This window comes from Streptosporangium becharense, from assembly GCF_014204985.1.
Taxonomy (GTDB): Bacteria; Actinomycetota; Actinomycetes; order Streptosporangiales; family Streptosporangiaceae; genus Streptosporangium; species Streptosporangium becharense.
The window spans coordinates 1-23,189 of the sequence record NZ_JACHMP010000002.1 but is presented as its reverse complement, the minus strand read 5'-3'; the positions used below and the strand labels follow the sequence as shown (position 1 = coordinate 23,189).

33 protein-coding genes are annotated in these 23,189 nt (G+C 70.7%); 27 read left to right on the top strand and 6 right to left on the bottom strand.

Annotated elements, in window-relative coordinates; genetic code table 11:
• The first annotated feature begins 16 nt into the window (after positions 1 to 16).
• From F4562_RS33870 to F4562_RS33785, 18 genes are all read left to right on the top strand, one after another.
• The gene (locus F4562_RS33870) at positions 17 to 199 is read left to right on the top strand and encodes a hypothetical protein (protein WP_184538041.1); all 183 of its coding nucleotides are present in this window, start codon (positions 17 to 19) and stop codon (positions 197 to 199) included.
• Entirely contained in the window at positions 199 to 426 is a 228-nt protein-coding gene (locus F4562_RS33865; RefSeq protein ID WP_184538043.1) for a hypothetical protein, read from the top strand. The genes F4562_RS33870 and F4562_RS33865 overlap by 1 nt, the downstream gene beginning before the upstream one ends.
• The gene (locus F4562_RS33860) at positions 408 to 1,601 is read left to right on the top strand and encodes a phage portal protein (RefSeq protein ID WP_184538045.1); all 1,194 of its coding nucleotides are present in this window, start codon (positions 408 to 410) and stop codon (positions 1,599 to 1,601) included. Before F4562_RS33865 ends, F4562_RS33860 begins: the two co-directional genes overlap by 19 nt.
• Entirely contained in the window at positions 1,601 to 2,401 is an 801-nt protein-coding gene (locus F4562_RS33855) for an HK97 family phage prohead protease (RefSeq protein ID WP_184538047.1), read from the top strand. The genes F4562_RS33860 and F4562_RS33855 overlap by 1 nt, the downstream gene beginning before the upstream one ends.
• Positions 2,398 to 3,843: a phage major capsid protein gene (locus F4562_RS33850; RefSeq protein ID WP_184538049.1), complete on the top strand. Its 1,446-nt coding sequence runs from the start codon at positions 2,398 to 2,400 to the stop codon at positions 3,841 to 3,843. Before F4562_RS33855 ends, F4562_RS33850 begins: the two co-directional genes overlap by 4 nt.
• A gap of 63 nt (positions 3,844 to 3,906) precedes the next feature.
• A complete protein-coding gene (locus F4562_RS33845) occupies positions 3,907 to 4,152 on the top strand; it encodes a hypothetical protein (RefSeq protein ID WP_184538051.1) in 246 nt (81 codons plus the stop codon).
• Entirely contained in the window at positions 4,153 to 4,701 is a 549-nt protein-coding gene (locus tag F4562_RS33840) for a head-tail connector protein (protein WP_184538053.1), read from the top strand. It begins immediately after the preceding gene.
• Positions 4,701 to 5,162 carry a hypothetical protein gene (locus F4562_RS33835; RefSeq protein WP_184538055.1) on the top strand — a complete coding sequence of 154 codons (462 nt, stop codon included), beginning with the start codon at positions 4,701 to 4,703 and terminating at the stop codon, positions 5,160 to 5,162. The genes F4562_RS33840 and F4562_RS33835 overlap by 1 nt, the downstream gene beginning before the upstream one ends.
• A 13-nt stretch (positions 5,163 to 5,175) precedes the next feature.
• Positions 5,176 to 5,436 carry a hypothetical protein gene (locus F4562_RS33830; RefSeq protein WP_184538056.1) on the top strand — a complete coding sequence of 87 codons (261 nt, stop codon included), beginning with the start codon at positions 5,176 to 5,178 and terminating at the stop codon, positions 5,434 to 5,436.
• Positions 5,433 to 6,461, top strand: coding sequence for a phage tail tube protein (locus tag F4562_RS33825; RefSeq protein ID WP_184538058.1), 1,029 nt, complete (start codon positions 5,433 to 5,435; stop codon positions 6,459 to 6,461). The genes F4562_RS33830 and F4562_RS33825 overlap by 4 nt, the downstream gene beginning before the upstream one ends.
• A 3-nt stretch (positions 6,462 to 6,464) precedes the next feature.
• The gene (locus F4562_RS33820) at positions 6,465 to 7,034 is read left to right on the top strand and encodes a hypothetical protein (RefSeq protein ID WP_184538060.1); all 570 of its coding nucleotides are present in this window, start codon (positions 6,465 to 6,467) and stop codon (positions 7,032 to 7,034) included.
• An 8-nt stretch (positions 7,035 to 7,042) separates the two neighbouring features.
• Positions 7,043 to 7,375, top strand: coding sequence for a hypothetical protein (locus F4562_RS33815; RefSeq protein ID WP_184538062.1), 333 nt, complete (start codon positions 7,043 to 7,045; stop codon positions 7,373 to 7,375).
• A 161-nt stretch (positions 7,376 to 7,536) separates the two neighbouring features.
• Positions 7,537 to 10,890 (top strand): phage tail family protein, encoded by a 3,354-nt coding sequence (locus F4562_RS33810; protein ID WP_184538064.1) that lies wholly within the window; start codon positions 7,537 to 7,539, stop codon positions 10,888 to 10,890.
• Positions 10,891 to 11,754: a phage distal tail protein gene (locus F4562_RS33805; protein WP_184538066.1), complete on the top strand. Its 864-nt coding sequence runs from the start codon at positions 10,891 to 10,893 to the stop codon at positions 11,752 to 11,754. It abuts the gene before it with no gap.
• Between the two features lie 53 nt (positions 11,755 to 11,807).
• Positions 11,808 to 12,899 (top strand): hypothetical protein, encoded by a 1,092-nt coding sequence (locus F4562_RS33800; RefSeq protein WP_184538068.1) that lies wholly within the window; start codon positions 11,808 to 11,810, stop codon positions 12,897 to 12,899.
• On the top strand, positions 12,896 to 14,032 hold the full coding sequence (locus F4562_RS33795; protein WP_184538070.1) for a hypothetical protein: 1,137 nt from the start codon (positions 12,896 to 12,898) through the stop codon (positions 14,030 to 14,032). Before F4562_RS33800 ends, F4562_RS33795 begins: the two co-directional genes overlap by 4 nt.
• Positions 14,032 to 14,271 carry a hypothetical protein gene (locus F4562_RS33790; RefSeq protein WP_184538072.1) on the top strand — a complete coding sequence of 80 codons (240 nt, stop codon included), beginning with the start codon at positions 14,032 to 14,034 and terminating at the stop codon, positions 14,269 to 14,271. The genes F4562_RS33795 and F4562_RS33790 overlap by 1 nt, the downstream gene beginning before the upstream one ends.
• 107 nt (positions 14,272 to 14,378) lie before the next feature.
• Positions 14,379 to 14,840: a hypothetical protein gene (locus F4562_RS33785; RefSeq protein ID WP_184538074.1), complete on the top strand. Its 462-nt coding sequence runs from the start codon at positions 14,379 to 14,381 to the stop codon at positions 14,838 to 14,840.
• A gap of 26 nt (positions 14,841 to 14,866) precedes the next feature.
• Here the strand turns inward: F4562_RS33785 and F4562_RS33780 are convergent, their stop codons facing one another.
• Entirely contained in the window at positions 14,867 to 15,190 is a 324-nt protein-coding gene (locus F4562_RS33780; RefSeq protein ID WP_184538075.1) for a hypothetical protein, read from the bottom strand.
• Between the two features lie 157 nt (positions 15,191 to 15,347).
• Between F4562_RS33780 and F4562_RS33775 the strand changes: the two genes are divergently transcribed.
• Genes F4562_RS33775 through F4562_RS33760 form a run of 5 tightly spaced genes read left to right on the top strand, consistent with a single transcriptional unit; the run spans position 15,348 to position 17,544 of the window.
• Positions 15,348 to 15,629: a hypothetical protein gene (locus F4562_RS33775; RefSeq protein WP_184538077.1), complete on the top strand. Its 282-nt coding sequence runs from the start codon at positions 15,348 to 15,350 to the stop codon at positions 15,627 to 15,629.
• A gap of 27 nt (positions 15,630 to 15,656) precedes the next feature.
• Entirely contained in the window at positions 15,657 to 15,779 is a 123-nt protein-coding gene (locus F4562_RS36140) for a hypothetical protein (protein WP_260315725.1), read from the top strand.
• The gene (locus F4562_RS33770; RefSeq protein ID WP_184538079.1) at positions 15,763 to 16,479 is read left to right on the top strand and encodes a CHAP domain-containing protein; all 717 of its coding nucleotides are present in this window, start codon (positions 15,763 to 15,765) and stop codon (positions 16,477 to 16,479) included. The genes F4562_RS36140 and F4562_RS33770 overlap by 17 nt, the downstream gene beginning before the upstream one ends.
• A gap of 40 nt (positions 16,480 to 16,519) precedes the next feature.
• Complete coding sequence (locus tag F4562_RS33765; protein WP_184538081.1) at positions 16,520 to 17,239, top strand: DNA-methyltransferase; 720 nt, start codon at positions 16,520 to 16,522, stop codon at positions 17,237 to 17,239.
• Between the two features lie 50 nt (positions 17,240 to 17,289).
• Positions 17,290 to 17,544 carry a hypothetical protein gene (locus F4562_RS33760; RefSeq protein WP_184538083.1) on the top strand — a complete coding sequence of 85 codons (255 nt, stop codon included), beginning with the start codon at positions 17,290 to 17,292 and terminating at the stop codon, positions 17,542 to 17,544.
• A 107-nt stretch (positions 17,545 to 17,651) separates the two neighbouring features.
• On the opposite strand, the gene F4562_RS33755 is transcribed toward F4562_RS33760, so the two are convergent.
• On the bottom strand, positions 17,652 to 17,915 hold the full coding sequence (locus tag F4562_RS33755) for a hypothetical protein (protein ID WP_184538085.1): 264 nt from the start codon (positions 17,913 to 17,915) through the stop codon (positions 17,652 to 17,654).
• 152 nt (positions 17,916 to 18,067) lie between these two features.
• On the opposite strand from F4562_RS33755, the gene F4562_RS33750 reads away from it, so the two are divergent.
• Positions 18,068 to 18,817, top strand: coding sequence for a GntR family transcriptional regulator (locus F4562_RS33750; protein ID WP_184538087.1), 750 nt, complete (start codon positions 18,068 to 18,070; stop codon positions 18,815 to 18,817).
• A 31-nt stretch (positions 18,818 to 18,848) separates the two neighbouring features.
• Here F4562_RS33750 and F4562_RS35595 read toward each other — a convergent pair whose 3' ends face one another.
• From F4562_RS35595 to F4562_RS33730, 4 genes are all read right to left on the bottom strand, one after another.
• Positions 18,849 to 20,267, bottom strand: coding sequence for a hypothetical protein (locus F4562_RS35595; RefSeq protein ID WP_246474683.1), 1,419 nt, complete (start codon positions 20,265 to 20,267; stop codon positions 18,849 to 18,851).
• Between the two features lie 89 nt (positions 20,268 to 20,356).
• The gene (locus tag F4562_RS33740; RefSeq protein ID WP_184538089.1) at positions 20,357 to 20,557 is read right to left on the bottom strand and encodes a hypothetical protein; all 201 of its coding nucleotides are present in this window, start codon (positions 20,555 to 20,557) and stop codon (positions 20,357 to 20,359) included.
• A gap of 228 nt (positions 20,558 to 20,785) precedes the next feature.
• Positions 20,786 to 20,986 carry a hypothetical protein gene (locus F4562_RS33735; protein WP_184538091.1) on the bottom strand — a complete coding sequence of 67 codons (201 nt, stop codon included), beginning with the start codon at positions 20,984 to 20,986 and terminating at the stop codon, positions 20,786 to 20,788.
• Positions 20,983 to 21,201 (bottom strand): hypothetical protein, encoded by a 219-nt coding sequence (locus tag F4562_RS33730; protein ID WP_184538093.1) that lies wholly within the window; start codon positions 21,199 to 21,201, stop codon positions 20,983 to 20,985. The genes F4562_RS33735 and F4562_RS33730 overlap by 4 nt, the downstream gene beginning before the upstream one ends.
• Positions 21,202 to 21,348: 147 nt before the next feature.
• On the opposite strand from F4562_RS33730, the gene F4562_RS33725 reads away from it, so the two are divergent.
• The 3 genes from F4562_RS33725 to F4562_RS33715 all read left to right on the top strand — a co-directional run bounded on the left by F4562_RS33725 (position 21,349) and on the right by F4562_RS33715 (position 23,077).
• Positions 21,349 to 22,197, top strand: a complete 849-nt coding sequence (locus F4562_RS33725) for a helix-turn-helix domain-containing protein (protein WP_184854806.1) — start codon at positions 21,349 to 21,351, stop codon at positions 22,195 to 22,197.
• A gap of 7 nt (positions 22,198 to 22,204) precedes the next feature.
• Entirely contained in the window at positions 22,205 to 22,405 is a 201-nt protein-coding gene (locus F4562_RS33720; protein ID WP_184538097.1) for a DUF397 domain-containing protein, read from the top strand.
• 270 nt (positions 22,406 to 22,675) lie between these two features.
• Positions 22,676 to 23,077 carry a GntR family transcriptional regulator gene (locus F4562_RS33715; RefSeq protein WP_184538099.1) on the top strand — a complete coding sequence of 134 codons (402 nt, stop codon included), beginning with the start codon at positions 22,676 to 22,678 and terminating at the stop codon, positions 23,075 to 23,077.
• The last annotated feature ends 112 nt before the right edge of the window (positions 23,078 to 23,189 follow it).

Below are 23,189 nucleotides of genomic sequence, written 5' to 3'. Positions count from 1 at the left end.
CCAGGGAGGCCGGCGGATGGACTGGCTCAAGGCCGCCGACCTCGCCGGCGGCGTCGTGCGACGCCTCGGCGAGGCGTGCAGGTGGCTGCCCGGCCTGGCCGGGGCGGCGTGCGTCTGTGCCGGGCTGGCGCTGATCTATCGGCCCCTGGGGCTGCTGGCCGCCGGCACGTTCCTGCTGCTGCTGGATCGGAGGTCGTAGTGCAGACGTACGACGCGGTGACCGTGCAGGCCCGTGAGGGCGAACCGGTGCGGATCCTTCAGGCGCCCGTCGTGGCGGCGTTCGCCTGCGAGTTCCTGGCCGGTGTCGGCGCCGGCCACGTTGACGTCGACGACGAGGGGAACCTGGTGATCGCCGATCAGGTCGCCTACCGGCCGGTCCGGTTCGAGCGGGGCGGCACGGTCATCGTGTGCGAGCGGGTGCGCTGATGGGCGTGTTCTGGGGCCGCCGGGCCGCCCCGCCCGCCGAGCGCAGGTTCCTGCCGCCGATCATCACCAGCTCGCAGTTCGACCAGGTCGACCTGTCCCGCGCTGAGACGAGCCTGCAGAAGGTCGCGGTCTGGTCATCGGTCGACCTGATCGCCTCCCTGGGGTCGGAGCTGCCGATCGACGTGTTCCGCGGCACGGGCGCCGACCGCACCGAGCTACCGGTTCCGTCCTGGCTGCAGGATCCCGGCGCCGACGGCCAGGGCGTGGAGGACTGGATCTTCCAGCTCCTGATGAGCTGGCTGCTGCGCGGCAACGCGGTCGGCATCGTGCGCGACCGGCATGTGCGCGGGGACTTCCCGACGGCGGTCGAGCTGCTGCACCCGGACGCGATCAGCGCCTGGCTGCGTGACGACCTACCGGTCTTCGCCTACCGCGGCCGCGAGATCCCACCGGAGCAGCTGTTCTTCCGGCGGTGCTACCCGATGCCTGGGATCGTGCTGGGCATGTCCCCGATCGAGCACCACGCGAGCACGATCGGACTCGGAATCGCGATCACCCGGTTCGGCCGGCAGTGGTTCACCGACGGCGCGCACCCGGGCGGGATGCTGACCAACACCGAGGCCGACCTGGACCCCGATCAGGCGCGCACCGCCAAGGAGCGGTTCCTGGCCGCGGTGCGCGGCACCCGTGAGCCGGTGGTGCTGGGCCGTGGCTGGAACTACCAGCAGATCCAGATTGCGCCGGAGGAGTCGCAGTTCCTGGAGTCCAACCAGTTCACCAGCGCCGAATGCGCGCGGATCTTCGGCCCCGGCATCGCCGAGGTCCTCGGATACGAATCCGGCGGGTCGATGACGTACTCCAACGTCGAATCCCGGGCCACGCACCTGCTGGTGTACGCGCTGAACCGGTGGCTGCGCCGCGTGGACCGGGTGCTGACGGCGATGCTCCCGCGCGGCCAGTACGCGCGGCTGAACCGGGATGCGCTGCTGCAGTCCACGACGCTGACCCGCTACCAGGCACATGAGATCGCCCTGCGCAACCGGTGGAAGACGGTCAACGAGGTGCGCGGCACCGAGGATCTCCCGCCGGTGCCGTGGGGCAACGAGCCGAACACCGCGGCGGCGCCGGCGAGCGGACCGGGCGATGTCCACGACGGGGCGGATCAGGAGGAGTAATGGAGACGTTGCGCGAGCTGGACATCGTCCGGGCCGCCGCGGGGGCCGTACGGGTGACGCGCGCCGATGACGACCAGGCCGAGCGCCAGATGCCGACGATGACGGTTCGGTTCTCGCCGTTCAGCACCTGGTATGAGATCAACAGTCACTGGGAGGGCCGGTTCCTGGAGCGCACCGAGCGGGGCGCGTTCTCCAAGACCATCGCCGAGTCCGGCAGCCGGGTGAAGGTGTTGTTCAACCACGGCGGTGACCCGCAGATCGGGGACAAGGTCCTCGGCCTGGCCGAGAACCTCCGGGAGGACCCGGACGCGGCGGCCGGCGACGTGCCCCTGTTCGACACCTCCTACAACCGGGACCTGCTGCCTGGGATCGAGGCCGGCGCCTACGGCTCATCGTTCATGTTCCGCGTCATCAAGGACGAGTGGAACGATGCGCCCGACCGGTCCGAGCACAACCCCGAGGGCCTGCCGGAGCGCACCATCAAGGAGGTCCGGCTGCTGGAGTTCGGGCCGGTCACCTGGCCCGCGAACCCCGAGGCCACCGCCGGGATCCGCTCGATGACGGACGACTTCTACGCGCGGCTCCGTGACCGCGACCCCGTCCGGGTCGCCGACCTGGAGGCCCGCGTCCAACGACTTCGCACTCCCCGCGACGTGCAGCCGCTGATCGGCACTGCGCCCGCGGTGGGAGCCGCGCCCGCACCATCCGGCGAGCCGGCCGCGCGCCACTCGGGCGGACTGACGCCACGCGAACGCCGCTGGCGTCGCTACCCGTACCTGAAGGAAGGAGCGTCACGATGACGACGCTGGAGGAGATGCGCGCCCGGCTCGCTGAGATCGAGGCCGAGCGCCGCAGCATCGACGAGGCCGCCGGAGATGCGGCCCTGGCCGAGGACCAGCAGACCCGCTGGGACGCGCTCGACGCCGAGGAGACCGAGCTGCGTGGGCAGGTCGAGGAGGCCGAGCGGCGCGGGCAGGTCGAGGAGGCCGAGCGGCTCGAGCGCGTGGCCGAGTCGCGCCGGCGCTGGCGTACCGCGCAGATCGGCCGGGCCGTGGTGCCGTTCGACGGCGACGACATCACGCGGATGGCCGCGCCGGAGCTGCGCGACCGGGCCCGGGCCGTGCTCGGCGACGACACCGCGGCTGGGCACCTGGCCGACGATCAGCGTTCCCGGCTGGAGCGGCTCCTGCAGACCCGCAACGACAACGTCGACGGGGCGCTGCTGGCCCGCCGGCTGCTGGTGACCGAGCACCCGCACTACCGGCAGGCGTTCATGCGCCTGGTCTCCCGCACCACGCCGGTGCTCACCCCCGAGCAGTCCCGGGCGGTGCAGGCGTATGAGGAGTTCCGGGCCATGGCCATCGGCACCGACGCCGCCGGCGGGTACGGTGTGCCGGTCCTGATCGACCCGACGATCATCTTGACCGCGCAGGGCTCGCCGAACGACTTCTTCAACCTGGCCCGGGTGGAGACCATCACCACCGACGCCTGGAAGGGCGTCAGCAGCGCGGGTGTGACCTGGCAGTTCCGCCAGGAAGGCGCCGCCGCCTCCGACAACTCGCCGACCCTGGCGCAGCCGACCGTGCCGGTTCACCGCGCCGACGGCTACATCCCCTACTCCCTCGAGGTCGACCAGGACTACCCCGGATTCGCCTCCGAGATGGCCCGCCTGCTCGGCGAGGGCTACTCCGAGCTTCTGGTGAAGAAGTTCACCGACGGGACCGGCACCAACGAGCCGACCGGCATCGTGACCGCCCTGACCGGCGGCGCCTCGGTGGTGACCACCGCGGCCGGAGGCGCCATCGCGGCGAGCGACGTCAACGACACCTGGGCCGCTCTGCCGATCCGCTACCGGGGCGCCCGGTGCGCGTGGATGTCCTCCACCGACGTCAACAACGCGATCCAGCAGCTCGGCGCGAGCAACAACAACTCGGCGTTCACGGTGAACTTCACCGAGGAGGGCGTCATGGTCCTCAAGGGCCGCCGCGCCTACCTCAACGACTACATGGACCCGCTGCCGGCGGCGGTCGGCGCCGCCGAGCTGGCCGTGGTCGGCGACTGGTCCAACTACCTGATCGCCCAGCGCGCGGGCATGTCCATCGAGCTGATCCCGCACGTCTTCAACGCGGCGGGCACGCTCGCCCTGCCGACCGGTCAGCGGGCCTGGTTCGCCTGGGCGCGCGTCGGCGCCGACTCCATCAACGACGCCGGCTTCCGCCTGCTGGTGAACAAGCCCGCATAGTCCAGCTGCAGCAGCGCCCGGCTGCCGTACCGGGCGCTGCCGGCGTGTAAGGAGGTGCCCGGTATGGGCGTGGTGTACGTCAAGCACGATTGCGTGGTGCGCTGGTCACAGGGCCAGTCACCGTTGGTCCGGGGCGAGGTCTGGGACGACTCGGCCGAGCTGGTGGCCGAGCGGCCCGACCTGTTCGACACCGAGCCGACCCTGGTCAAGGGCCGCCCGGCCGCGGCAGCGCAAGGCGAGATGGGGCCGGTCGAGACGGCCACCGCGGCGCCCGGTGAGAAGCGCCCCCGCAAGCTGCGGGGCAGCTGAGTGGCCGAGCTGGTCACGCTCGCCGAGGCCAAGGCCCATCTCAACATCCCGCCGTCCCGGACGGCCGACGATGAGGAGATCGCCCGGTTCATCGGCGCGCTGACCGACCCGATCGAGCGGCATACCGGGATCGTGCTGCCCGTCACCGTCACCGACCGGTGCTGGGGCGGCCGCCGGTCCCTGCTGCTCTCACGCCGCCCGGTGCAGTCGATCACCTCGGTCACGCTGCCCGGCGGTGGCACCGTGCCCGGGTCGGGCTACGAGCTGGACGGCGACGCCGGCGTGTTGCACCGGATGGCGGGCGGATACACCTACCGCTGGGAGCGCGGCCGCATCACGATCGTCTACACCGCCGGGCTCGCGGCCGTGCCCGCGCACGTCCGCCAGGCCGCGTTGATCATCCTCGGTCACCTGTGGGAGACCCAGCGCGGCACCATGGGCACGGCGCGCGCCACCGGAGACGACGAGGTCTGGGATCCCCGCTTCGGCCACTCCATTCCCCGCCGGGCGCTGGAGCTGCTCGGCGGCACACCGATGGGACTCGCCTGATGACCCTGTCCTCCCGGGTGCCGGCCCTCCTGGACCGGCTGGTCGGCCTGTTCACCGGCGCGCTGCCCGGTGACGTCCTGATACTGGACGGCCCGGCCGTCACCGCCGACCCGGGCCAGGACGTGGTCTGTGTCGGCTGGGACGGCGACGACGACGGCGACGGCCAGGCCGTCGACTGGGCCCAGGACTGGACCGGCCTGGGCGCCGGCGTCAAGACCGAGACGATCCAGGTCACCTGCGTGCTCATCGCGTGGGACGGCGACGACGACCTGGCCGCCGCCCGCACCCGCGCCTACACCCACTTCGCCGCCCTGGAGGCGGCGCTGCGCGCCGACGTCGGGGCGGGGTTCGCCCCGCCAGCCACGGTGGCCATCACCGGCGGCCGCCTGCACCAGGAACAGACCAGGGCCGGGGCACAGGCGCGGGTGCCGTTCACCGTCTCCGCCCAGATCCGCATATAGAAAAGGGGGCCGCGTGGCCAAGCTGACGCTCACGAACATCTCCGGCGACACCCGGAGCCTGGGCCGCCCCGACGGGCTGCCGGTCCAGGCCGGCGACGTCGTCGCCGTCGACGGGCAGTTCCTCGAGGAGCTGTCCGACGCCTACCTCATCGACCAGGGCGGGCAGATCCGGGCCTGGCCCAAGGAGACCTGGCAGCTGAGCGGCACCGCCCGCACGGGCGCCGCCGGTGCGAGCGGCGCGGCCGCGAAGAGCAAGGGAGGCACGGAGTCATGACCACCGGTACCGGCCTGGACAGTCAGGTAGGCATCGCCGCCGAGACCACGGTGGGCACCGCGGTCACGGTGACGCGGTTCCTGGAGTACACCAAGGAGTCGATGAAGTACAGCCCGGGGTTCCTGGAGCCGAGCACGCTGGCGGCCGGGACGAAGTACAAGCGCGTCTCCCGGGTCACGAAGAGCAGGGTCACCGCCGGTGGGGACCTGGAGCTGCCGATCGCCACCCGCGGTATGGGCCTGCTGTACAAGCACATGATCGGCTCGACGGCGACCGCAACGCAGATCGGATCTACGACGGCCTACCGGCAGGTCCACACCCCCGTCGGCAAGCTCGGGCTCGGCTTCACGATGCAGGTCGGCCGGCCCGAGCCCAGCACCGGCACGGTGCGCCCGTTCACCTACCGGGGCTGCAAGGTCACCGAGTGGGAGTTCAGCCTCAGCGACAACGACGTCGCCACCCTCAAGCTGAGCATCGACGCGATGGACGAGGCGACCGCCACCGCGCTGGCCACCGCCTCCTACACCTCAGCGCACCAGTTCGGGTTCCACCAGGCGGCGCTGAAGCTCGGCGGCACGGTGGCCACCGCGTCCGGCGTGACGTCGGTGACCGGTGGAACCGCGGTGGCCACCGTCATCAACTCCATCAGCATCAAGGGCAGCACGCCGCTGGCGACCGAGCGCTACGGCCTCGGCTCCGGCGGCATCAAGCGAGAGCCGCTGGAGAACGACATCCCGACGATCACCGGCAGCCTCAAGGCCGAGTTCAGCCAGGCCGAGCTGTACGACGTCTTCAAGGCCGGTGACGCGCTGGCGCTGCAGCTGGACCTGACCGGCGCACCCATCGGCGCGTCCGGCGAGGAGGACACGCTGTCGTTCATCTGCCCGGCGATCATCCTCAAGGAGGCGCCGCCGGTGGTCGACGGGCCCGGCATCGTGATGATGGACGTGGCGTTCGAGGCGTACTCCGACGGCACCAACCCGGTGCTGCAACTGCTGTCCATCTCGGCCGACACCACCCTGTAGCCCATGGTGGCCGATGTGCGGGTGACCGGCGCCGAGCAGATGCGCAAGCTCGCAGCGGACCTGAAGCGCGTTGACAAGACGCTGGCCGCCAAGCTGCGCAAGACCATCAGGGACGCGGCCCGGCCGGCGGTGGCCGACGCCAAGACCGCAGTCCGGAGCCTGCCGGTGACCGGGGCGCACGGCGGCGGCGGCACGGCCCGCACCGAGCACAACCTGGGCCGGGCCCGGAAGCCGGCCGACCAGCGGGCCATCGCCCGGGCCCGGGCCCGGTCCGGGCTGCGCCGCACGATCGCCGCGGCGATCAAGACCGACATCCGCGACGGCGGCCGCCGCGCGGGGGTGCGAATCATCGTCGACGGCAGCAAGCTCCCGGCCGATCAGCGGACCCTGCCGCGGCGCCTCAACAGCAAGAAGGGCTGGAGACACCCGCTGTTCGGCAACCGCAAGCACTGGTACGCCCAGAAGGGCAAGCCGTGGTTCGAGCCGTCGATCAAGCGGCACGCCGACCGCATCCGCAAGACCATCCTCGCGGCGATGGACGAGATCGCCCGCGAGCTCGACAACAAGCAGTAGGAGACCTCATGGCCTTCCGTATGACGATCCAGGGCGAGACCTTCGAGACCGACCCGAACCGGCTGGCGCTGCACGAGGGCATCGCGCTGCAGAAGGCCACCGGCCTGACGGCCAAGGACCTGGAAGCCGGCATGCAGAACGGCGACTTCCTCGCGCTCGCCGCCTACGTCTGGATCAACCTCAAATTCCGTCTGGGCAAAGACGTCAGCTGGGCGCAGATCGAGACCGGCGAGTACGAGATCGACCTAGCCGCGATCAAGGTGGAGCGCATCGACGAGCCGGGCCCTACCAAGGCCGGCCGCGCCCGGGATCGGGCGGCGACCTCGAAAAGCGCCGGCTGACCTACCTGCCGGCCCTGGCGTACCTGTGCCACCTGAGCCCGGCTGACGTCGACGCGCTGCCTCTCCGCGAGTTCGAGCTGTTCTGCGCGTTCATCGACGACGTGATCAAGAACAGCAAGGCCAGATGATCGAGTGATCGAGCAGCCAAGGGGGTGATCCCCTTGGCCACGATGTCGTTCGACATCTTCGCCCGCGACTTCGCCAGCAAGACGTTCGACAAGGTCGGCGACGCCGGCGAGCGCATGGGGCGTCGGCTCGACGGCGTCGGCAAGGTCGCCGGTGGGCTGCGCTCGGCCTTCGACGGCGCCGGCGGCGCCCTGGCCGGAGTCGGCACCCGGCTCGGCACGGTCGGCGTGACCGCGATCGGCACCGCGGTCCAGCTCTCCGCGATGGCCGCCGGTGCGGCCTCGGCGGCTTCCTCTGTCGTCTCGCTCGGCGCAGCGCTGGCCCCGGCCGCCGGTGCGCTGGCCGCCCTCCCCGGTGCGGCGCTGCTCGGCGCCGCGGCGATCGGCACGCTCAAGGTCGCGTTGTCCGGGGTCAGCGAGGCATTCGGCGCCGCGCTGAGCGGCGACTACCTGAAGTTCATGGAGGGCACCAAGGGCCTCTCTGCGGCCGCCGCCGAGGTCGCCTACGAGTTGTTCCAGATGGCTCCGGCCGTCAACGCGATCAAGGACGCCACCCAGGACGCCCTGTTCGGCCCGTTGATCGGCCAGATGTGGAGCCTGTTGCCGGCGATCACCGCGCTGCGCGAGGGCATGACCGGCGTGGCCACCGAGTTCGGGGCCGGCGCCCTGGCGCTGGTGGAGTTCGCCCGCTCGGCGGAGACGATCCGGGCGATCGAGGCGGTGTTCGCATCGACGCGGGAGGCCGTGGCGGCGGTCGTGCCCGCGCTGGCCCCGTTGCTGTCGGGGTTCCGGGACCTCGGCGTGGTCGGCGCCGAGTGGGTCTCGACCCTGGCACCCGGCATCGGCTCGGCGGCGGCCCGTTTCGGTGAGTTCCTGTCGGCGGCCGCCGCCTCCGGCCGCGCGCTGGGCTGGATGACCGGCGCGCTGGACGTGCTGCGACAGCTGGGGGCGATCCTCGGCGACCTCGGCGGGATCGTCGCCGGAGTCTTCCGCGCCATGGAGGCCGCCGGCGGCGGCGCGCTCGGCGTGCTCGGCCAGCTGCTCGACGGTGTGCACGCCTTCATCGACTCCGCGCAGGGCCAGCAGACGCTTATCGCCGTCTTCCAGGCGCTGCACGACATCACCGCGGCGTTCCTGCCGGTGCTCGGCGCGGCCGCGGCCGGTATCGGCGCCCTGGCCCCGATCGTGGCCACCCTGGCCACCGCGATTGGCCCGATCCTGACCACCGCCATCGGCGGGATCGTCCCGGCGCTGGCCGCGATCGGGCCCGGCGTCACCGCGGTGATCCAGGGCCTGGGTGCCGCTGTCGCCGCGCTCGCCCCGACCTTGGCCCCGCTCGGCACCGTGCTCGGCCAGGCGCTGGCCGCGGTCGGGCCGCTGCTGGCCGCGATCGGCCCGGCCCTGGCCGCGCTGGTGCCCGCGGTCGGTACCGTCGTGGCCGCGCTGACCCAGGGCATCGGTGCCCTGGCACCCGTTTTCGGGCCGGTCGCGGCGGCCGCCGCCGGTGTGCTGGGCGCGCTGGCCCCGCTGCTGCCCGTCGTCGGCGAGCTGGCCGCGCTGATCGCCTCGGCGCTGGCCGCCGGGATTCAGGCGGTGCTGCCCTCGGTGCGGCTGCTGGTGGGCGCCTTCGCCGACGCGCTGCAGGCACTCGCGCCGGTCGTGCCGCTGCTGGTCGACCTCGCCGCCGCGTTCGTCAACACCCTGCTGCCGGCGATCACACCGCTGCTGCCGATCGTGGCCGAGGTCGTCGCCCAGTGGGGGCAGGCGCTGCTGCCCGCGCTGACGTCGTTGATGCCGGTCCTCGGGCAGCTGGTCACCATCCTGGGCGGGGCGCTGATCCAGGCATGGGCCCAGCTGGCGCAGGCCATCATCCCGCTGTTGCCGGTCGTCGCCCAGCTGGTGAGCGCGTTCGTCAGCGCGCTGCTGCCCGCGGTCATGCCGCTGATCCCGATCATCCGCGAGCTGGTGACCACCCTCGGCGGCACCCTGCTGACCGTCTTCGCCACCCTCGTCACGGCGGTGCTGCCGCTGCTGGAACCGCTGGGCCAGCTGGCCCAGGTCCTCGGCGGGGTTCTGGTCCAGGCGGTGCAGCTGCTGGCCCCGTTCATCGTGCAGATCGCGGAGATGATCGCCGGCCTGATGCCGGTCTTCACTCCGCTGCTGGAGCTGCTCGTCCAGGTCGCTGGGCAGGTCGGTGAGATCCTGGTCCGGGCCCTGGGCATGCTGCTCGAGGCCCTGGCCCCGCTGCTGCCCGTCATCGCGGACGTGGCCACGCAGGTCGGTGCCGCGCTGCTGCAGGCGCTGCGGACCGTGGCCCCGTCGGTAATCGTCCTGCTGGAGGCGTTCGCCGCGCTGCTGCCGGCGATCGTCCCGATCGTCGGCATCGTCGCGGAGCTCCTGGTCGCCTTCGCCCCGCTGATCTCGGCGATCCTGCCCGTCGTCACCGAACTGATCCAGGCCCTGGTTCCGATCGTCGTCATGATCGTTGACGCGCTGGGCGAGCTGCTGCAGGCCCTGATGCCGATCATCCAGGTCTGCGCGGATCTGATCATCGCCCTGATGCCGGTCATCGAGTGGCTGGTCGAGCTGGTCTCCACCGTGCTGCAGGCCGTCATCCCGGTCATCGGGCAGCTGATCAAGTGGGTCGTCGACCTCGCCACCAAGATCATTAGTGCGATCACGCCCGCGCTGGCCTGGCTGGTCGACAAGGTCCCGGCCGCCTGGGAGCAGATCAAGAAAGCCATCGGCACGGCCGTCGACGGCATCAAGAAGACCATCAACTGGTTCGGTGAGCTGCCCGGCAAACTCGGCGCCTGGATCGGCGAGGCCAAGGACTGGGCGGTGCGGAAGTTCACCGAGCTGGTCGACTGGGTCGCCGGCCTGCCGAACAAGATCCTGTCGGCGATCGGCAGTCTCGGCGGGCTGCTCGCCGGTGTCGGCCGTGACCTGCTCGTGGGCTTGTGGAACGGCATGGTCGGCATGTGGCAGTGGTTCAAGGACTCGATCTACAACTTCTTCGCCGGGATCATGCCGCAGTGGGTCAAGGACGCCCTCGGCATCGCCAGCCCCAGCAAGGTGTTCGCCGCGCTCGGTAAGGAGCTGCCCGCCGGCATGGCGCTCGGCATCCGGCAGGCATCCGGGCTGGTGGAGTCCGCGGCACGGCACATGGCGGACCTGGCGTCGGTCGGGGCACGGGTCGACCCGCTGGTACCGGTCGTTCCCGTGGCCGCGCCTGTGCCCGCACCCAGGAGCCTGCAGCTGCCCGGGCAGCAGGAGATCGTCGCGCGGGGCGGCGGTATCACGATCGAGAACTTCTACGCCGCCCCCGGCCACAGCCCCCGGGACATCGCCGAGCAGCTCTACCTGCTGTCCATCGCGAGGGGGTACTAGGTGGCCGACCTGAGCGACTACCAGATCGACTGGAACGGGTTCTTGTTCGGCGCCGGCACCAGCTACGAGCTGGTGCGCCTGGACGGGTGGATCGACAGCCCGGGCCTGACCAACGGGTCCGCCCCCCGGACGGCGCGGCATGGGTCCTGGCCGGGCGGCATGCGCGGCCAGGCCCGCACCGTCACCGCGACTCTGGAGATCGCCGCCGGCGAGGCGATGGGGGAGGCGATCCGCGCCCTGCGCGCGGCAACCCCGATCGTGCGCAGCGCGGTTCAGGCGCCGCTGGCCATCCGCTGCGACGGCGAGACGCTGGTGGTAGGCGCCCAGTTCGCTGGCCGGGTCGTCCCGATCGACCAGCCCTACAGCATGGGGTACGCGCCCAAGGCGGTGCTGCAGTGGTTCTGCGCCGACCCGCGGCTGTATGAGCCCGTCGAGCAGTCGGTGACGATCGGCGCCCCGGCCGGCGGGTCCGGCGGCCTGGCCTACCCCCTGGCCTACCCGCTGGTGTACGGCACGGCCCCGGTCCCGAACACCGCCACGTGCGTCAACACCGGCAACGCCGAGACGAACCCCGTGGTGACCTTCATCGGGCCGCTCACCACGCCCCGGCTGGTCAACTCCACGACCACCCGGGCCCTGGTCTTCGACCTCGACCTGGACGACGGACAGACGCTGATCGTCGACACCGACCGCGGCACCGTGCTGCTCAACGGCACCACCGACCGGCGCAACACCCGATCGAACCTCGGCGTCCCGATCGAGTACTTCGAGCTGGACCCGGGCCCCAACGACCTATCCCTGCTCGCCGAGGCGTCCGGCCCGGGCGCCCAGGCCACGGTGCGGTGGAAGTCCGCCTCGATGTGACCTCCGGGCCCGCCCCGTCCTTCCCCCCTTCCCCCGCTCCTCGAGGAGGCGTCTTGACGATTCGCACCTTGGGCCTGGCCTCCGGTGCCACCAGCCTGCAGGACCACCGGCTGACCCTGGGCGTTTTCATGGGCCCGGGCGCCTCGGTGCTGGAGCGCCGCGGCGGCCTGTACTACTCCCCGGGCGCCGCGGACCTGGTGGGCGTGAGCGCGCTGCAGGCGACCGTGAGCTCGTTCGTCGCGATCGTGGACGGCACCAGCAACGCGCTGCAGGGGCAGATCGTCGTGGTCGTCGACGCGAACGAGACGCTGACCTTCGCCGCGGGCGAGCCCGCGGTGGCCCGCACGGACCGCGTGGTGGTGCAGGTGCGCGATACCACCTACGACGCCTCCGGGGCCACCGACGCCCGGGTAGTGATCGTCAAGGGCAACACCACCACGGGCGCCGCGAATCCCGTGCCGGCGTCGTCGTTGCTGCTGTGGGAGGTGGTCGTCCCGGCCGGCGCCTCGGCGATCACCTTCGCCTCGGCGCGGGTGGACCGGCGGCAGTGGACGGCCACGCCGCTGCGCATCCCGGTCAACAGCCAGACCGAGCGCAACGCGCTGCCCAACGTGCCGGGCCTGGAGGTCACCCGGCTGGACACCGGCGACGTCGAGCAGTGGTGGGGCGGGGCGTGGCGGGTCATCGGCGGGGCGTCCTCCTCCGGCGTGCTGATCGCCCGCAAGACCGTCAACACCGACCGGACGAACACCACGACCTTGACGGCTGATCCGCACCTGTCGGTGAACCTCGCCGCGAACAGCAGCTACCTGCTGGACATGCTGGTACTGATGGCCTCCGGGGCGACCCCGGGCTTCCGGCAGGGGTGGATCGTCCCGGCGGGCGTGACCGGCACCTGGGCCTCACGCCACGTCGTCGCCAGCACCGGGTTCACGGGCGAGGCGTTCGCCGACTTCGGCACGACCACCGTCGTGGTGCCCGGTCAGGGCACCCCGTCGCCGATCTCGTCCATCCGGATCTCCGGCGTCGTCACGGTGGGCGCGACCGCCGGGCCGCTCACCTACCGGTGGGCGCAGAACACCGCCGGCTCCGGCACCACGACCGTACGCGCCGACAGCTACATGCGCCTGGAGAAGCTCCCGTGACGCCGTACGGCGCTCCGGCGGCGATCCGCCACTGCGTCGTCGCGGACGCCCTGACCGACCTGACGCTGACGGAGCTGGATCTCGCCGTCGACACCTGCCAGCGGCGGATCATCGTGCCGGGCGTGCTCCGGGCCAGCTACCCGATCACGAGCCCGGCCGCAGGGGACGAGGCGCGCAAGATCGTCGCTGGCCGGACCGTGATCCACGTGATGCGCGACGTCGACATCTGGGGCAGTTACCTCATCTGGCACGCCGAGCCCGCCATGGACGACCAGGGCCACCTCACCCTGCAGCTGCAGGGCGCCAGCCTGGAGTCCTACCCCTACCGCCGGAAGATCCGCGCCGACCTCACCTACGCCGACGTCGACCAGATCGAGATTGCCCGCCAGCTCCTCACCCACATGGCGGCCCGGCCCGAGGGCGACATGGGCCTGGCCCTCATGGGCGGGCTGAGCGGCACCCTGCGTGACCGCACCTACCGGGCCTCGGAGTCGGCCACCTACGGCGAGCGCCTGGAGCAGCTCGCCAACGTGATCGGCGGCTTCGAGTACATGATCCGTACGCGGATCGACACGGTCACCGGGCAGCGGGTCCGCGAATGGGTGTGGGCGACCCGGCTCGGCTCGCCCGGCATCGTGCGCGACATCACCCAGCCCGGGGTGATCAAATCCTGGTCCTACCCCGAGGACGCCACCCAGGCCGCCACCGCCTGGCAGACCCGCGGCGACACCATCCAGGACGACCTGTCGGCGGCCTCCGAGCCGCTCATGTCTGACGTCTACGAAGACACCGCCCGGCTCGCCGCCGGGTGGCCGCTGCTGGACCGCACCGAGGACTACTCCTCGGTGCGCCGGATCTCCACCCTCAACGCCCACGCCGAGCAGCTGCGCGACACCCGGTCCGGGTCGGTGTCCATCCCGCGGATCACCGTGCACTTCGATGACGCCTTCTCGATCGACCCCAACTACCTGGGCGACACGGCGCGGTTCACGTTGGTCAACGACTGGTTCCCCCTCAGCCCCTCCGGCGCCCCGACCTTCTCCAGGGCCTGGCGGATCGTCGGCATGGACATCAAGCCGCCCACCAGCGACGACGGCGAAGAACGCGCCGAGCTGATCTTCGAGGAGGCGTAATGGGTACCCCGAACTACCCCCGAGACTTCACCGACGATGTCCGCGACCTGCGCGTGGCGCGGACGGCCGCGCTGACCGCCGGCCAGTCCCGGGTGCCGTACGAGCAGGCATCCCAGGGGCTGATCCTGCCGGACCTGCCGACCGATCCACCCGCACCGGCCAGCGGCGTGCGGCTCTACGCCAAGGACGGGCGGCTGTACTACCGCGCGTCCGGCGGCACCGTCTACGGGCCGCTGTGACCATGGCCGTCCGGCCGCGGCGGTGGCGCCCGGCCCGGCCGCGGCCGCCGCCCCTGCCCCCCGTTGCCGCGTGCCGGAACCACACCTCTCTTAGACAGGAATCCACCATGCCTCACGTCCTCAAGCTGATGGACGAGTTCGTCAACAACAGCACCACGCTCCAGGCCGACGACCACCTGCGGTTCATTCCGGAACCCTGGTCGGTCTACGAGGTGACCTTCAAGATCAAGTACGACTCTCCCACCGGCGCTGACCTCAAGATCGGCTTCACGCTGCCGGACAGCTGCCGCTTCGACTTCTTCGCGCACGGGCCGAACGTCTCGGCCTCGGCCGACACCGCGCTGCGGACGGGCACCTTCGAGTGGTCCGCCGGCGGCGGCAGTTCCGCCACCTTCGGCGGACTCGGCCCTAACGCGAGCCTGTGGATCAGGGGCCTACTGTTCGTGGAGGACACCATCGGCGACTTCGGCTTGCAGTGGGCGCAGGCCACCGCGACCGTCGGCAACAGCCGGGTGCGGTACATGTCCTACATGACCTACCAGTACCTCGAGGGGAACCCCGGCTACTGACGCATCACCGGTGACCCGGCGCCCGCTTACCGGTGCCGGGTCACCGTGGTTCTGGCCCGCCGCCGCATCCAGATGATCGGGTAGGCCAGACCCATGGTGCAGAACATGAGCGCCATCTCTCCGCACGTCCACGCCGGTTTCGTCACGCTGTGGCCGACCTGCTGCACCTGCATCGGCTGCTGCGGCATCGCCACCGGGGGCGGGTAGCCGCCGGTCGGGTACGGCTGCGAGGGCTGACCGTACGGCATCGGCTGAGCCTGGCCGTAGGGCTGCGGGGGCTGAGCGTGGCCGTAGGGCTGCGGGTGCTGACCGTAGGGCTGCTGAGGCTGGCCCGGCGGGGGATAGCTCACGACATCTCCTGATGTGCGGGGATGCGTGTGTGACGTACGAGACACATCGCCGGTTGTCCGGCCCACCTGGCCGGATCCGGCCATCACGAACGGGGCTCTCGTGTCGCAGGAACCGGGCGTCGACGGCGCCTTAGCGGAAATCCGCCGCATGGTGGAGGTGGGATTTGAGCGGACCACCGGCCAGAACGCGTTGATCTTGCAGCGCCTCGACCATGCGGACGGCCGTCACGCCGAGCTCGTCAAGCGCGTTGACGCCGAGCTGGTCGCCGCGGAAGCCCGCGACCAGGCGTTGGAGACGCGCCTGGAGACCGTCGAGCGTGACGCGGTCACCCGTGCACAGCTCGCCGAGCGGACCCGGCAGATCGTTGCGATCGTCGGCCTCATGGTCACCGCCGCCGGGGTGCTCATCACCCTCGCGTTCGGTCTGACCCGAGGCTGACGCCGCCCTTGGAAGGAGGGAGGACCTATGACCGAGCCGTTTCCGCCGCCACCCGTCGGCGGCGCCGCCGTGCGGCCGGAAGACGGCGCCCAGGACGACTGGGCTGAACTCATGATCGAAGACGAGGCCAGCGATGACGACGAGGGCTGAGCTGATCAGAGTCATCCGCGGCGAGCTCGGCTACCGCGAGCGCATCGACGGGTGGACGAAGTTCGCCCAGTGGTACGAAGATCACAAGCCGGCGCCCGGGTTCGCCCGGGGCCCGTGGTGCCAGATGCTCATCTCCTGGGCGGCCGAGCAGGCCGGGATCCCGCAGAGCGTGATCCCGCGCATGGCCTACACCCCGTACGCCGCGACGTGGTTTCGCGGCCGCGGCCGCTGGGGCCGGACGCCGAAGGTCGGCGCGCTCGTCTACTTCGACTGGGGCGGCTCGACCCGGATCGACGCGATCGACCACGTGGGCATCGTCACCGCGGTGCTCCGCGACGGCCGGTTCCGCACCCTGGAAGGAAACACCTCCAACCGGCTGCAGGAGCACACCCGGTCCATGGCGGGAGTCGCCGGATTCGCCTACCCGAACTACCGGGCCGCGCGGGCCCAGACCTGGACGGAGGAGCTCGTGGAGGACCTGCCGCTGATCCGGCCCGGCGCCAAGGGCCGGCACCCCAAGACCATCTTCTTCCTGCTGCAGGCGCGCGGCTACGGCCAGGACCTGGACCCGGCCGTCATCGACCCGGCCGTCTACTCGCCGAAGGTCGTCAACGAGGTCAAGCACCTGCAGCGCGCCAAGGGCCTGGAACCCGATGGCGAGGTCGGCGAGCAGACCTGGCCGAAGCTACTCGGCCTGTAGCGCCGTCGCCCCGAGTTCACCCCTCTACCTCGGGAGAAACATGCACCACCAGATCATTCAAGGCGACGCCCTGGCCGTCCTGTCCACCATTCCCGCCGGCACCGCCGGGCTGGTCATCGCTGACCCGCCCTACTGCTCCGGCGGCCGCACCCCGACCGAGCGGCGCACCCAGTCGGCGCGCTGTAAGTACGTCTCCGGCGACGCCCGCCACAAGCTGGCGGACTTTCCCGGGGACACCCGCGACCAGCGGTCCTACACGCTGTGGATCACCATGATCCTGCTGGAGTGCCTGCGCGCGAGCCACGACGGCGCATCCTGCCTGGTCTTCACCGACTGGCGGCAGCTGCCCGCCACCTCGGACGCGCTGCAGGCCGCCGGGTGGACCTGGCGCGGCATCATCCCCTGGCGCAAGCCCATCAACCGGCCGACCCGGGACGGCTTCCGCCGGGAGTGCGAGTACGTGCTGTGGGGCTCCCACGGTCAGCCGCACCGGCACGCCCAGCCGATCTACCTGCCCGGCGTCGTCGAGGGCTCCCAGCCCCGCGGACACCAGCGGCAGCACATCACCCAGAAGCCCGTCGACGTCCTTCGACAGCTCATCCAGATCTGCCCCGAGGGCGGGACCGTCCTGGACCCGTTCGCCGGGTCCGGCTCAGCCGGCGTCGCCGCGCGCCTGGAGGCCCGCGGCTACATCGGCATCGAGCTCACCGAGCACTACGCCGACGTCGCCCGCCAGCGCCTAACCGAAGCCGGTACCTGACCCCGTATCCGCGGCCGCCGCCCCGGCGGCCCTACCTCCCCGGAGGACACATGAAGATCGAGACCAAGCGGGCCATCCGCACGACCCTGCAGACTGCCGTTGGTGTCGCCGTGGCGCTGCCGATGATCGTGGACGCGTCCGGGATCCCCGAGGCGCTGCCCTGGGTCGTCGGCGCGCTCGCGGTGGCCGGCGGCTTCGCCCGGGTGATGGCGCTGGCGAGCGTGCAGGCGCTGCTGCCGGGGTGGCTGAGAACGCCGGGCTACCACCCCGGCGGACACGCTGGCCGGGATCTGAACGACCTGTAGCTTGGCTTGCCTTGGGCGTCCGACCGATGCCCGGGCCCCAGATGCGAGAAGCCCCGCCCGCCCTCCGCAGCGGAGGGCGGGCGGGGCTTCTCTGTGTGCCCGGAGTGTTATGCGGGCACTCGGCCCGATCCGCCGCACGTGCCGCACGGCCGCGAGACGACGGTGATCACCGTCTTACCGTCTTTCTTCTCCTCGGTGTGCACGTTGTAGCGGCCTGCGCCGCCGCAAGAGCCGCACCTCTTGGTGCTGCTGGCCTGAGCGGCCGGGTGGGGGGGCACGGGGAATCCCCGCTCGCGGTTGAGCAGTCTGGTGACGGCGTCGTTCGAGGGGATGACGTGGTACACGGACACGGTGGGTTTCTCCTCGTCCATGGTTCGACGGTAGGCGCGCAATGAATTGCGTGCCAGGGGGTTGAGGTAAGACGTTAGGTCTTTACCTACGATAGGTGGCCATCTATCGGTTGCTTTGACTGTGGACCTTTCGCCACTTGTCGTCAATAGGCAGCCACCTATGATCGGAAAGTATGGCGCTATGGCAACAGATCACTGACCAGATTCGGGCCGACATCAACGCCGGGCGGTACCCGGCCGGAGACCTCATGCCCCGCGAAGTCGACCTCGCCCAGGTCTACAAGGTGTCCAAGGACACCATTCATAAGGCCCTCGCCCACCTGGAAACTGAAGGGCTGGTTGTGCAGACCCAAGGCCGTGGCACCCTCGTCCGCGCTCACCGGCGGCGTCAGCGCGTCACCCTCGACTCCACTGTCCGCCGCGACGAGTTGGGCTACTTCTTCGGCACCGCGACGCAGTCGTTGCGTGCCCTCCAGCCGCCGACCGTCACAGAGGGCCCGTGCCCCTTGGACCTCGTGCCGGTGCTCGGCCTGGCACCGGGCAGCTCCGTGGTGATCCGCGACCGGGTGATGGGCGACCCTGACACCGGGCAGACAGCCCAACTCGCCACCAGCTACCTGCCCGCGGACCTGGCGGCCGGCACCGTGCTCGCCGAGGCCGACACCGGTCCCGGGGGGATCTACGACCGGATGGAGCAGGATCTCGGGTGGGGACACCTGGAGTGGCACGTCGCCGTCTCCGCACGGGCGGCGACCCCGGACGAGGTGCGGCTCCTCGACCTGGCGCCCGGGGTGCCGGTGCTGTGCGTCACCCGGGTCACGACCGCAACCGCTGGTGCCGCGGCGGGCCGGGTGGTCGAGGTCAACGTCACCCGCAGGGACGCCTCCATGTGGGAGGTCGGGCACCCGATCACGCGAGTCTGAGGACAGCAATGCTCTGCGGGCCGCTCGGCCGTCATCCGGCCGTCTCGAGCTGCTCCAGTTCGTTGGCCCACCGCTTGCGGTAGCGCGACGCCATGCCTTGATCGGCGCCCGCAACCCGGGCGAGGTCGACCATGCGCGGGCGGCGGCCCTGGGCGACCTCGGCGAGCCAGTGCGCGCGCATGATCGCGACCTTGGTCTGCTCTCCGGGGGACTCTTCGGAGTTGACCGGGCCGTTCTCGTTGGAGGCGCCCAGGTCGAACCGGTCAATGACGCCTGTGCAGGGGTCAATGACATCTGTCCCAGCCGGTCCCGGAGCCGCGGCCGCCGCCCCGGCCCCGGACGGGGCGGCGCCCAGCATCGCGTCACCCGGGGGGCGGGGAGCGGCGACGACCGGCTCCGCGTCCCGGTCAATGACCGGCCATGCGGTCATTGACCCGGCCATGCCGTTGGCCACGGGCACCAGATGGCACCCGGTCGCCGCGGCCGCCATCGAGGCGAGCGCAGCCACGAACTCCGGATCACGGGCCTGCTCGATCGGATCCCGCCGAGCGGTCTCCGCGTCGACCCACCGGCGCAGGTCCTCGGCGATCTGCACCGTCTCCGGCGGCGCCGAGCTGCCCGTCCAGGTCGCGGTCGGCGGCAGGTCGACCAGCGCGGCGGCGCTGTAGGTGGCGCCCACCTCACCGGCCAAGGCCCGCTGCTGCTCGGGGTCGCGGGCCAGACCGGTGTGCCAGGCCGCGGCCGCATACGCGCGTTCCAGCCGGGCCATGGCCGCGGCGACCTTGCGCGGCTTGGCGCCGGCCGCGCGCAACGCCCGGACCCGCTTGGCCGCAAGGGCGACCCGGGTCCGCCGCCGGAGGGCGTCGACCTCGCCGGCGGTCCGCCCGGTCGCCTCGGCCAGGCCCACCCAGACCAGGACCCGCTCCGGCGTGATCCGCCAGTGGATCCGGGCCCGGCCCGTGATGCGGTGGTGCTCGATGGCCATGCCCCGTTCCCACAGCCAGGCCGCCACCAGCGGCGCGGCGAGCCGGAAGACGGCCTCGGCCGCGCTGCGGGCATCCAGGGTCGACAGCACCGCGGTCAGGCCGGTGAGCACCCACACCGCGGCGCCGTCGATGCCCGCGGAGAAGTTCTCCCGCATGTTGCGGCGGGCCCGCACGGCGCTGGTGATGACAGCAACCTCGATGAAGGCGAACAGCAGCAGCCGCAGCGGCCCGTTGAAACCGAGGACGTCGCTGGAGAAGCGCCACATGCCCTGCGCGGAGACGCCGGTGGCGATGCTCGCGGCCACGATGGTGAGGTTCTCCTCCAGCGGCCTGGGGGCGGCGTACCGGTAGACCCGCCAGACGAGGAGGCCGGCCAGGGCCAGGGCGAGGAGCGCGGCGATGCCGCCGGTGATCAATATGGCGTTCGGGGGGACACGCTCGAGGAGATCGAATACGGTCTGCATGCGGGTCGGACTCTCCTGGTCAGTAGGAGTGGACGGATCACGCAGAAGGACCCTCGCCCGGTGTCCGCCGGGCGAGGGTCTTCCGCAGTTCAGGGGGCGGTGACGGGGGTCCAGTCGCCGCCGGGCTTCCGGTAGACGACGGTCGCGTCCTCGGCGACCCCGAAGAGCCGCTGTGCGGCGCGGAGCTGCCGGGCGAGGCGGCCGGCCCGGTCGGCGGTGATGGGAGAGGTCGCAACCGCGGTGGCGCCGCTGCTGGGGGTCCAGCGAACCCCGTATTCGACGTCGTCCATACGGGCTCCTTGGTCGTGAGCTGGTGAGTGGGTGGCCCCCACCCGGGGGTGGGGGCCGGCCCGGCGGCGCGGGTGAGGGTCGCATCCGCCGGGGGTGTGGTGGCGACCCCTGCCTGCCCCTCTGCAAGCGGGGGTCGCCGTCCCTGACCTGGGTCTTGCGTCCCGGTGGTCAGGGAGTGGTGGCCCGGCCTGCCGCGCGCCTGGTTCTCGGCGGTGGGCCGGGCGGCATCAGGGGCGAAGAGGAGGGTCGTGGCGAATCTCGTTCTTGAATGCGGCGAGCGCGTTGTGGATCCGCACCTGCCGGGCGAGTTGCTCCATGTCGCCGCCAACGTCGGCGAGCGCGGCGGTTCGTAGCCGGTCGAGTTCGTCGGGGTCGACGCCGCGACGGAGCGCGGCCTGGTGCAGGCGGTCGAGATCCTCGGGAGTCAAGACGCCTCCCTGCGAATCTGCTCCTGAGTGGTGATCAGGTCGGTGAGCGACTCGAGATCGTCAGCGTCCACGGTCGCTACGGCACCACGGTCGCGTAGGGCCAAGCTGAGGCCACCCCCGCGCATGGCCCACCAGCGTCCGATGTCGGACTGCCAGATGACCCACGGGGGGTAAAGCGCGCGCAGTTCGGCTGCGCGATCTTGCGTGAGCGTCATGGGGACCTCACTTCGCGTGACTGGGTGCCCTCATACTGACCTCTCAACTAAAAACTTTCAAGACCACAGTTTCAGAGTCACAATTGTCTGGTTCGTGAACCTTGACTCGCCATATGATGCGCTCACCCAGCGCACACAGGAGGACACGTGACCGGCAGCCCCACAGTGAAGCTGCGACGTCTCAGCGCAGAGCTCATTCGTCTTCGCAAAAAGGCAGGGCTGACCGTCGAGGAGGTCACCACGCGCCTTGGGTGGTCCAAAGGGCGCCTGACCAAATGGGAAACGAATCAGTGGACCCGCCCCGACCTGGTGCTGATCCGCGCCCTTCTCGACCTGTACGGCGTCACTGACAACGCGGTTCGCGAAGCCATCCTCGACCTCGCCCGCCAGTCGAGAGAGAAGGGCTGGTGGGCCAAGTACACCGACGTCTTCCGCGGCGACCTCCCCGGGTTCGAGGCCGACGCCACCCAGATCCGTACCTACGAAGCGCTTTACGTCCCTGGTTTGCTTCAGACGTCGGGCTACGCCGCCGCGGTGTTCAGAGCCGGCCAAGTCCTCGACGAGGTATCCGTGAAGCGCCGCGTCGAAGTTCGCATGGTGCGTCAAGACGTCCTCAAGCGGGAGAAGCCGCCGGAGTTCTACGCGCTGATCGACGAGGCCGCGCTCCGCAAGATGGTCGGTGGGCCGGAGGTGATGGCTGAGCAGCTGCGTCACCTGATCGAGGTTGCCGCCGAGCCGCACATCACGATCCAGATCCTGCCGGACGCGATTGGCGCGCATGCGGCGATGCCAGGCCCGTTCACCATCCTGGACTTCGGCACAGCTCTGGACCCGTCGGTGGTGTACTTAGAGACGGCGACGGACTCCCTCCACCTGGAGAAGCCCGAGGAGCTCCAGGCGTACAACCGGATCTTCACGCAAGCGGTAGCGTTCTCCCAGACTCCGGAGGAGTCTGTTAGGTACCTGGCAACGCTGGTAGACCAACTGAAGATGTGAGGTGAGGATGGAACTAACCCCGTCCGCGCTCGCCTACCGCAAGTCCAGCTTCAGCGGCCCGAACGACAACTGTGTCGAGGTCGCCGAACTGCCGGATGGTGGGCGCGCGGTGCGCAACAGCAAGAGGCCTCACGAGGCCCCGGTGACCTACACCAAGAACGAGTGGGACGCGTTCGTGCTCGGTGTGAAGGCCGGCGAATTCGACTAACTCGCTCCAGTTCCACAGCAAAGGCCCCCTCACCCAACGGTGAGGGGGCCTTTGCTGTGGAACTAACCCACCTCGCAGTCTAGGCCCTATGGCCTTGATCAGAAGGGGTAGCGGTGAGGGGGAATGGGAGTAGGCCCCGGTGATGAGTGGGTAAATCCAGGTCCTCCCAGGTCAGGTCGGTTGCCCATAAGACCCAAGTGAGTTGTACGTACCAACGTTCGTTCGTACGCACATTCGGTCCCTGCTGCGTACGTGCGTACGGTCTTCTCCATGATCGATCCGGAGGCCGACCGCCCCCTGTACAAGCAGCTGGCGGACCTAGTGCGCAATGAGATCTCCCGCGGCCGCCTGGCCCCGGCGCAGCGCGTCCCCGCAGAGCTGGACTACGTGCAGCGCTACGGTCTCAGCAGGGACACGGTCCGCCGCGCTATGGCCCTCCTACGCTCCGAGGGGTTGATCGTGACAACTTCCCGTGGATCGCTCGTCCGCGCCGAACAAGAGCGGGAGACCGTCGTGCTGGCGGCCGGCGAGGTGCTGACCGCCCGCATGCCGTCCCCGGAGGAACGGCTGCGGGTCGGCGTCAAGGAGGGGGTGCCCGTCTTTGTGATCAACAGGGAGGGGGAGGAGCCTCGACTGTTACCTGCGGACCGTTGGGAGGTGACTGGGAGATGACTGGGAGATCCCCTCCCCTCCGAAGCGCCATTCATCACCCCTGTGGACCACTGAAGAGCACCGTTTTTGCAGGTCGTGACAGATGTTCCTGGTCAACGCCGTGCCCGAATAG

Coding starts and splice junctions, on each gene's coding strand:
- F4562_RS33765 (WP_184538081.1), top strand. CDS start 16,520: ATGCACCACCAGATCATTCAAGGCGACGCCCTGGCCGTCCTGTCCACC.
- F4562_RS33720 (WP_184538097.1), top strand. CDS start 22,205: ATGGAACTAACCCCGTCCGCGCTCGCCTACCGCAAGTCCAGCTTCAGC.
- F4562_RS33820 (WP_184538060.1), top strand. CDS start 6,465: ATGGTGGCCGATGTGCGGGTGACCGGCGCCGAGCAGATGCGCAAGCTC.
- F4562_RS33730 (WP_184538093.1), bottom strand. CDS start 21,201: ATGACGCTCACGCAAGATCGCGCAGCCGAACTGCGCGCGCTTTACCCC.
- F4562_RS33715 (WP_184538099.1), top strand. CDS start 22,676: ATGATCGATCCGGAGGCCGACCGCCCCCTGTACAAGCAGCTGGCGGAC.
- F4562_RS33870 (WP_184538041.1), top strand. CDS start 17: ATGGACTGGCTCAAGGCCGCCGACCTCGCCGGCGGCGTCGTGCGACGC.
- F4562_RS33785 (WP_184538074.1), top strand. CDS start 14,379: ATGCCTCACGTCCTCAAGCTGATGGACGAGTTCGTCAACAACAGCACC.
- F4562_RS33760 (WP_184538083.1), top strand. CDS start 17,290: ATGAAGATCGAGACCAAGCGGGCCATCCGCACGACCCTGCAGACTGCC.
- F4562_RS33790 (WP_184538072.1), top strand. CDS start 14,032: ATGGGTACCCCGAACTACCCCCGAGACTTCACCGACGATGTCCGCGAC.
- F4562_RS33750 (WP_184538087.1), top strand. CDS start 18,068: ATGGCGCTATGGCAACAGATCACTGACCAGATTCGGGCCGACATCAAC.
- F4562_RS33755 (WP_184538085.1), bottom strand. CDS start 17,915: ATGGACGAGGAGAAACCCACCGTGTCCGTGTACCACGTCATCCCCTCG.
- F4562_RS33770 (WP_184538079.1), top strand. CDS start 15,763: ATGACGACGAGGGCTGAGCTGATCAGAGTCATCCGCGGCGAGCTCGGC.
- F4562_RS33815 (WP_184538062.1), top strand. CDS start 7,043: ATGGCCTTCCGTATGACGATCCAGGGCGAGACCTTCGAGACCGACCCG.
- F4562_RS33850 (WP_184538049.1), top strand. CDS start 2,398: ATGACGACGCTGGAGGAGATGCGCGCCCGGCTCGCTGAGATCGAGGCC.
- F4562_RS36140 (WP_260315725.1), top strand. CDS start 15,657: ATGACCGAGCCGTTTCCGCCGCCACCCGTCGGCGGCGCCGCCGTGCGG.
- F4562_RS33845 (WP_184538051.1), top strand. CDS start 3,907: ATGGGCGTGGTGTACGTCAAGCACGATTGCGTGGTGCGCTGGTCACAG.
- F4562_RS35595 (WP_246474683.1), bottom strand. CDS start 20,267: ATGCAGACCGTATTCGATCTCCTCGAGCGTGTCCCCCCGAACGCCATA.
- F4562_RS33740 (WP_184538089.1), bottom strand. CDS start 20,557: ATGGACGACGTCGAATACGGGGTTCGCTGGACCCCCAGCAGCGGCGCC.
- F4562_RS33835 (WP_184538055.1), top strand. CDS start 4,701: ATGACCCTGTCCTCCCGGGTGCCGGCCCTCCTGGACCGGCTGGTCGGC.
- F4562_RS33825 (WP_184538058.1), top strand. CDS start 5,433: ATGACCACCGGTACCGGCCTGGACAGTCAGGTAGGCATCGCCGCCGAG.
- F4562_RS33855 (WP_184538047.1), top strand. CDS start 1,601: ATGGAGACGTTGCGCGAGCTGGACATCGTCCGGGCCGCCGCGGGGGCC.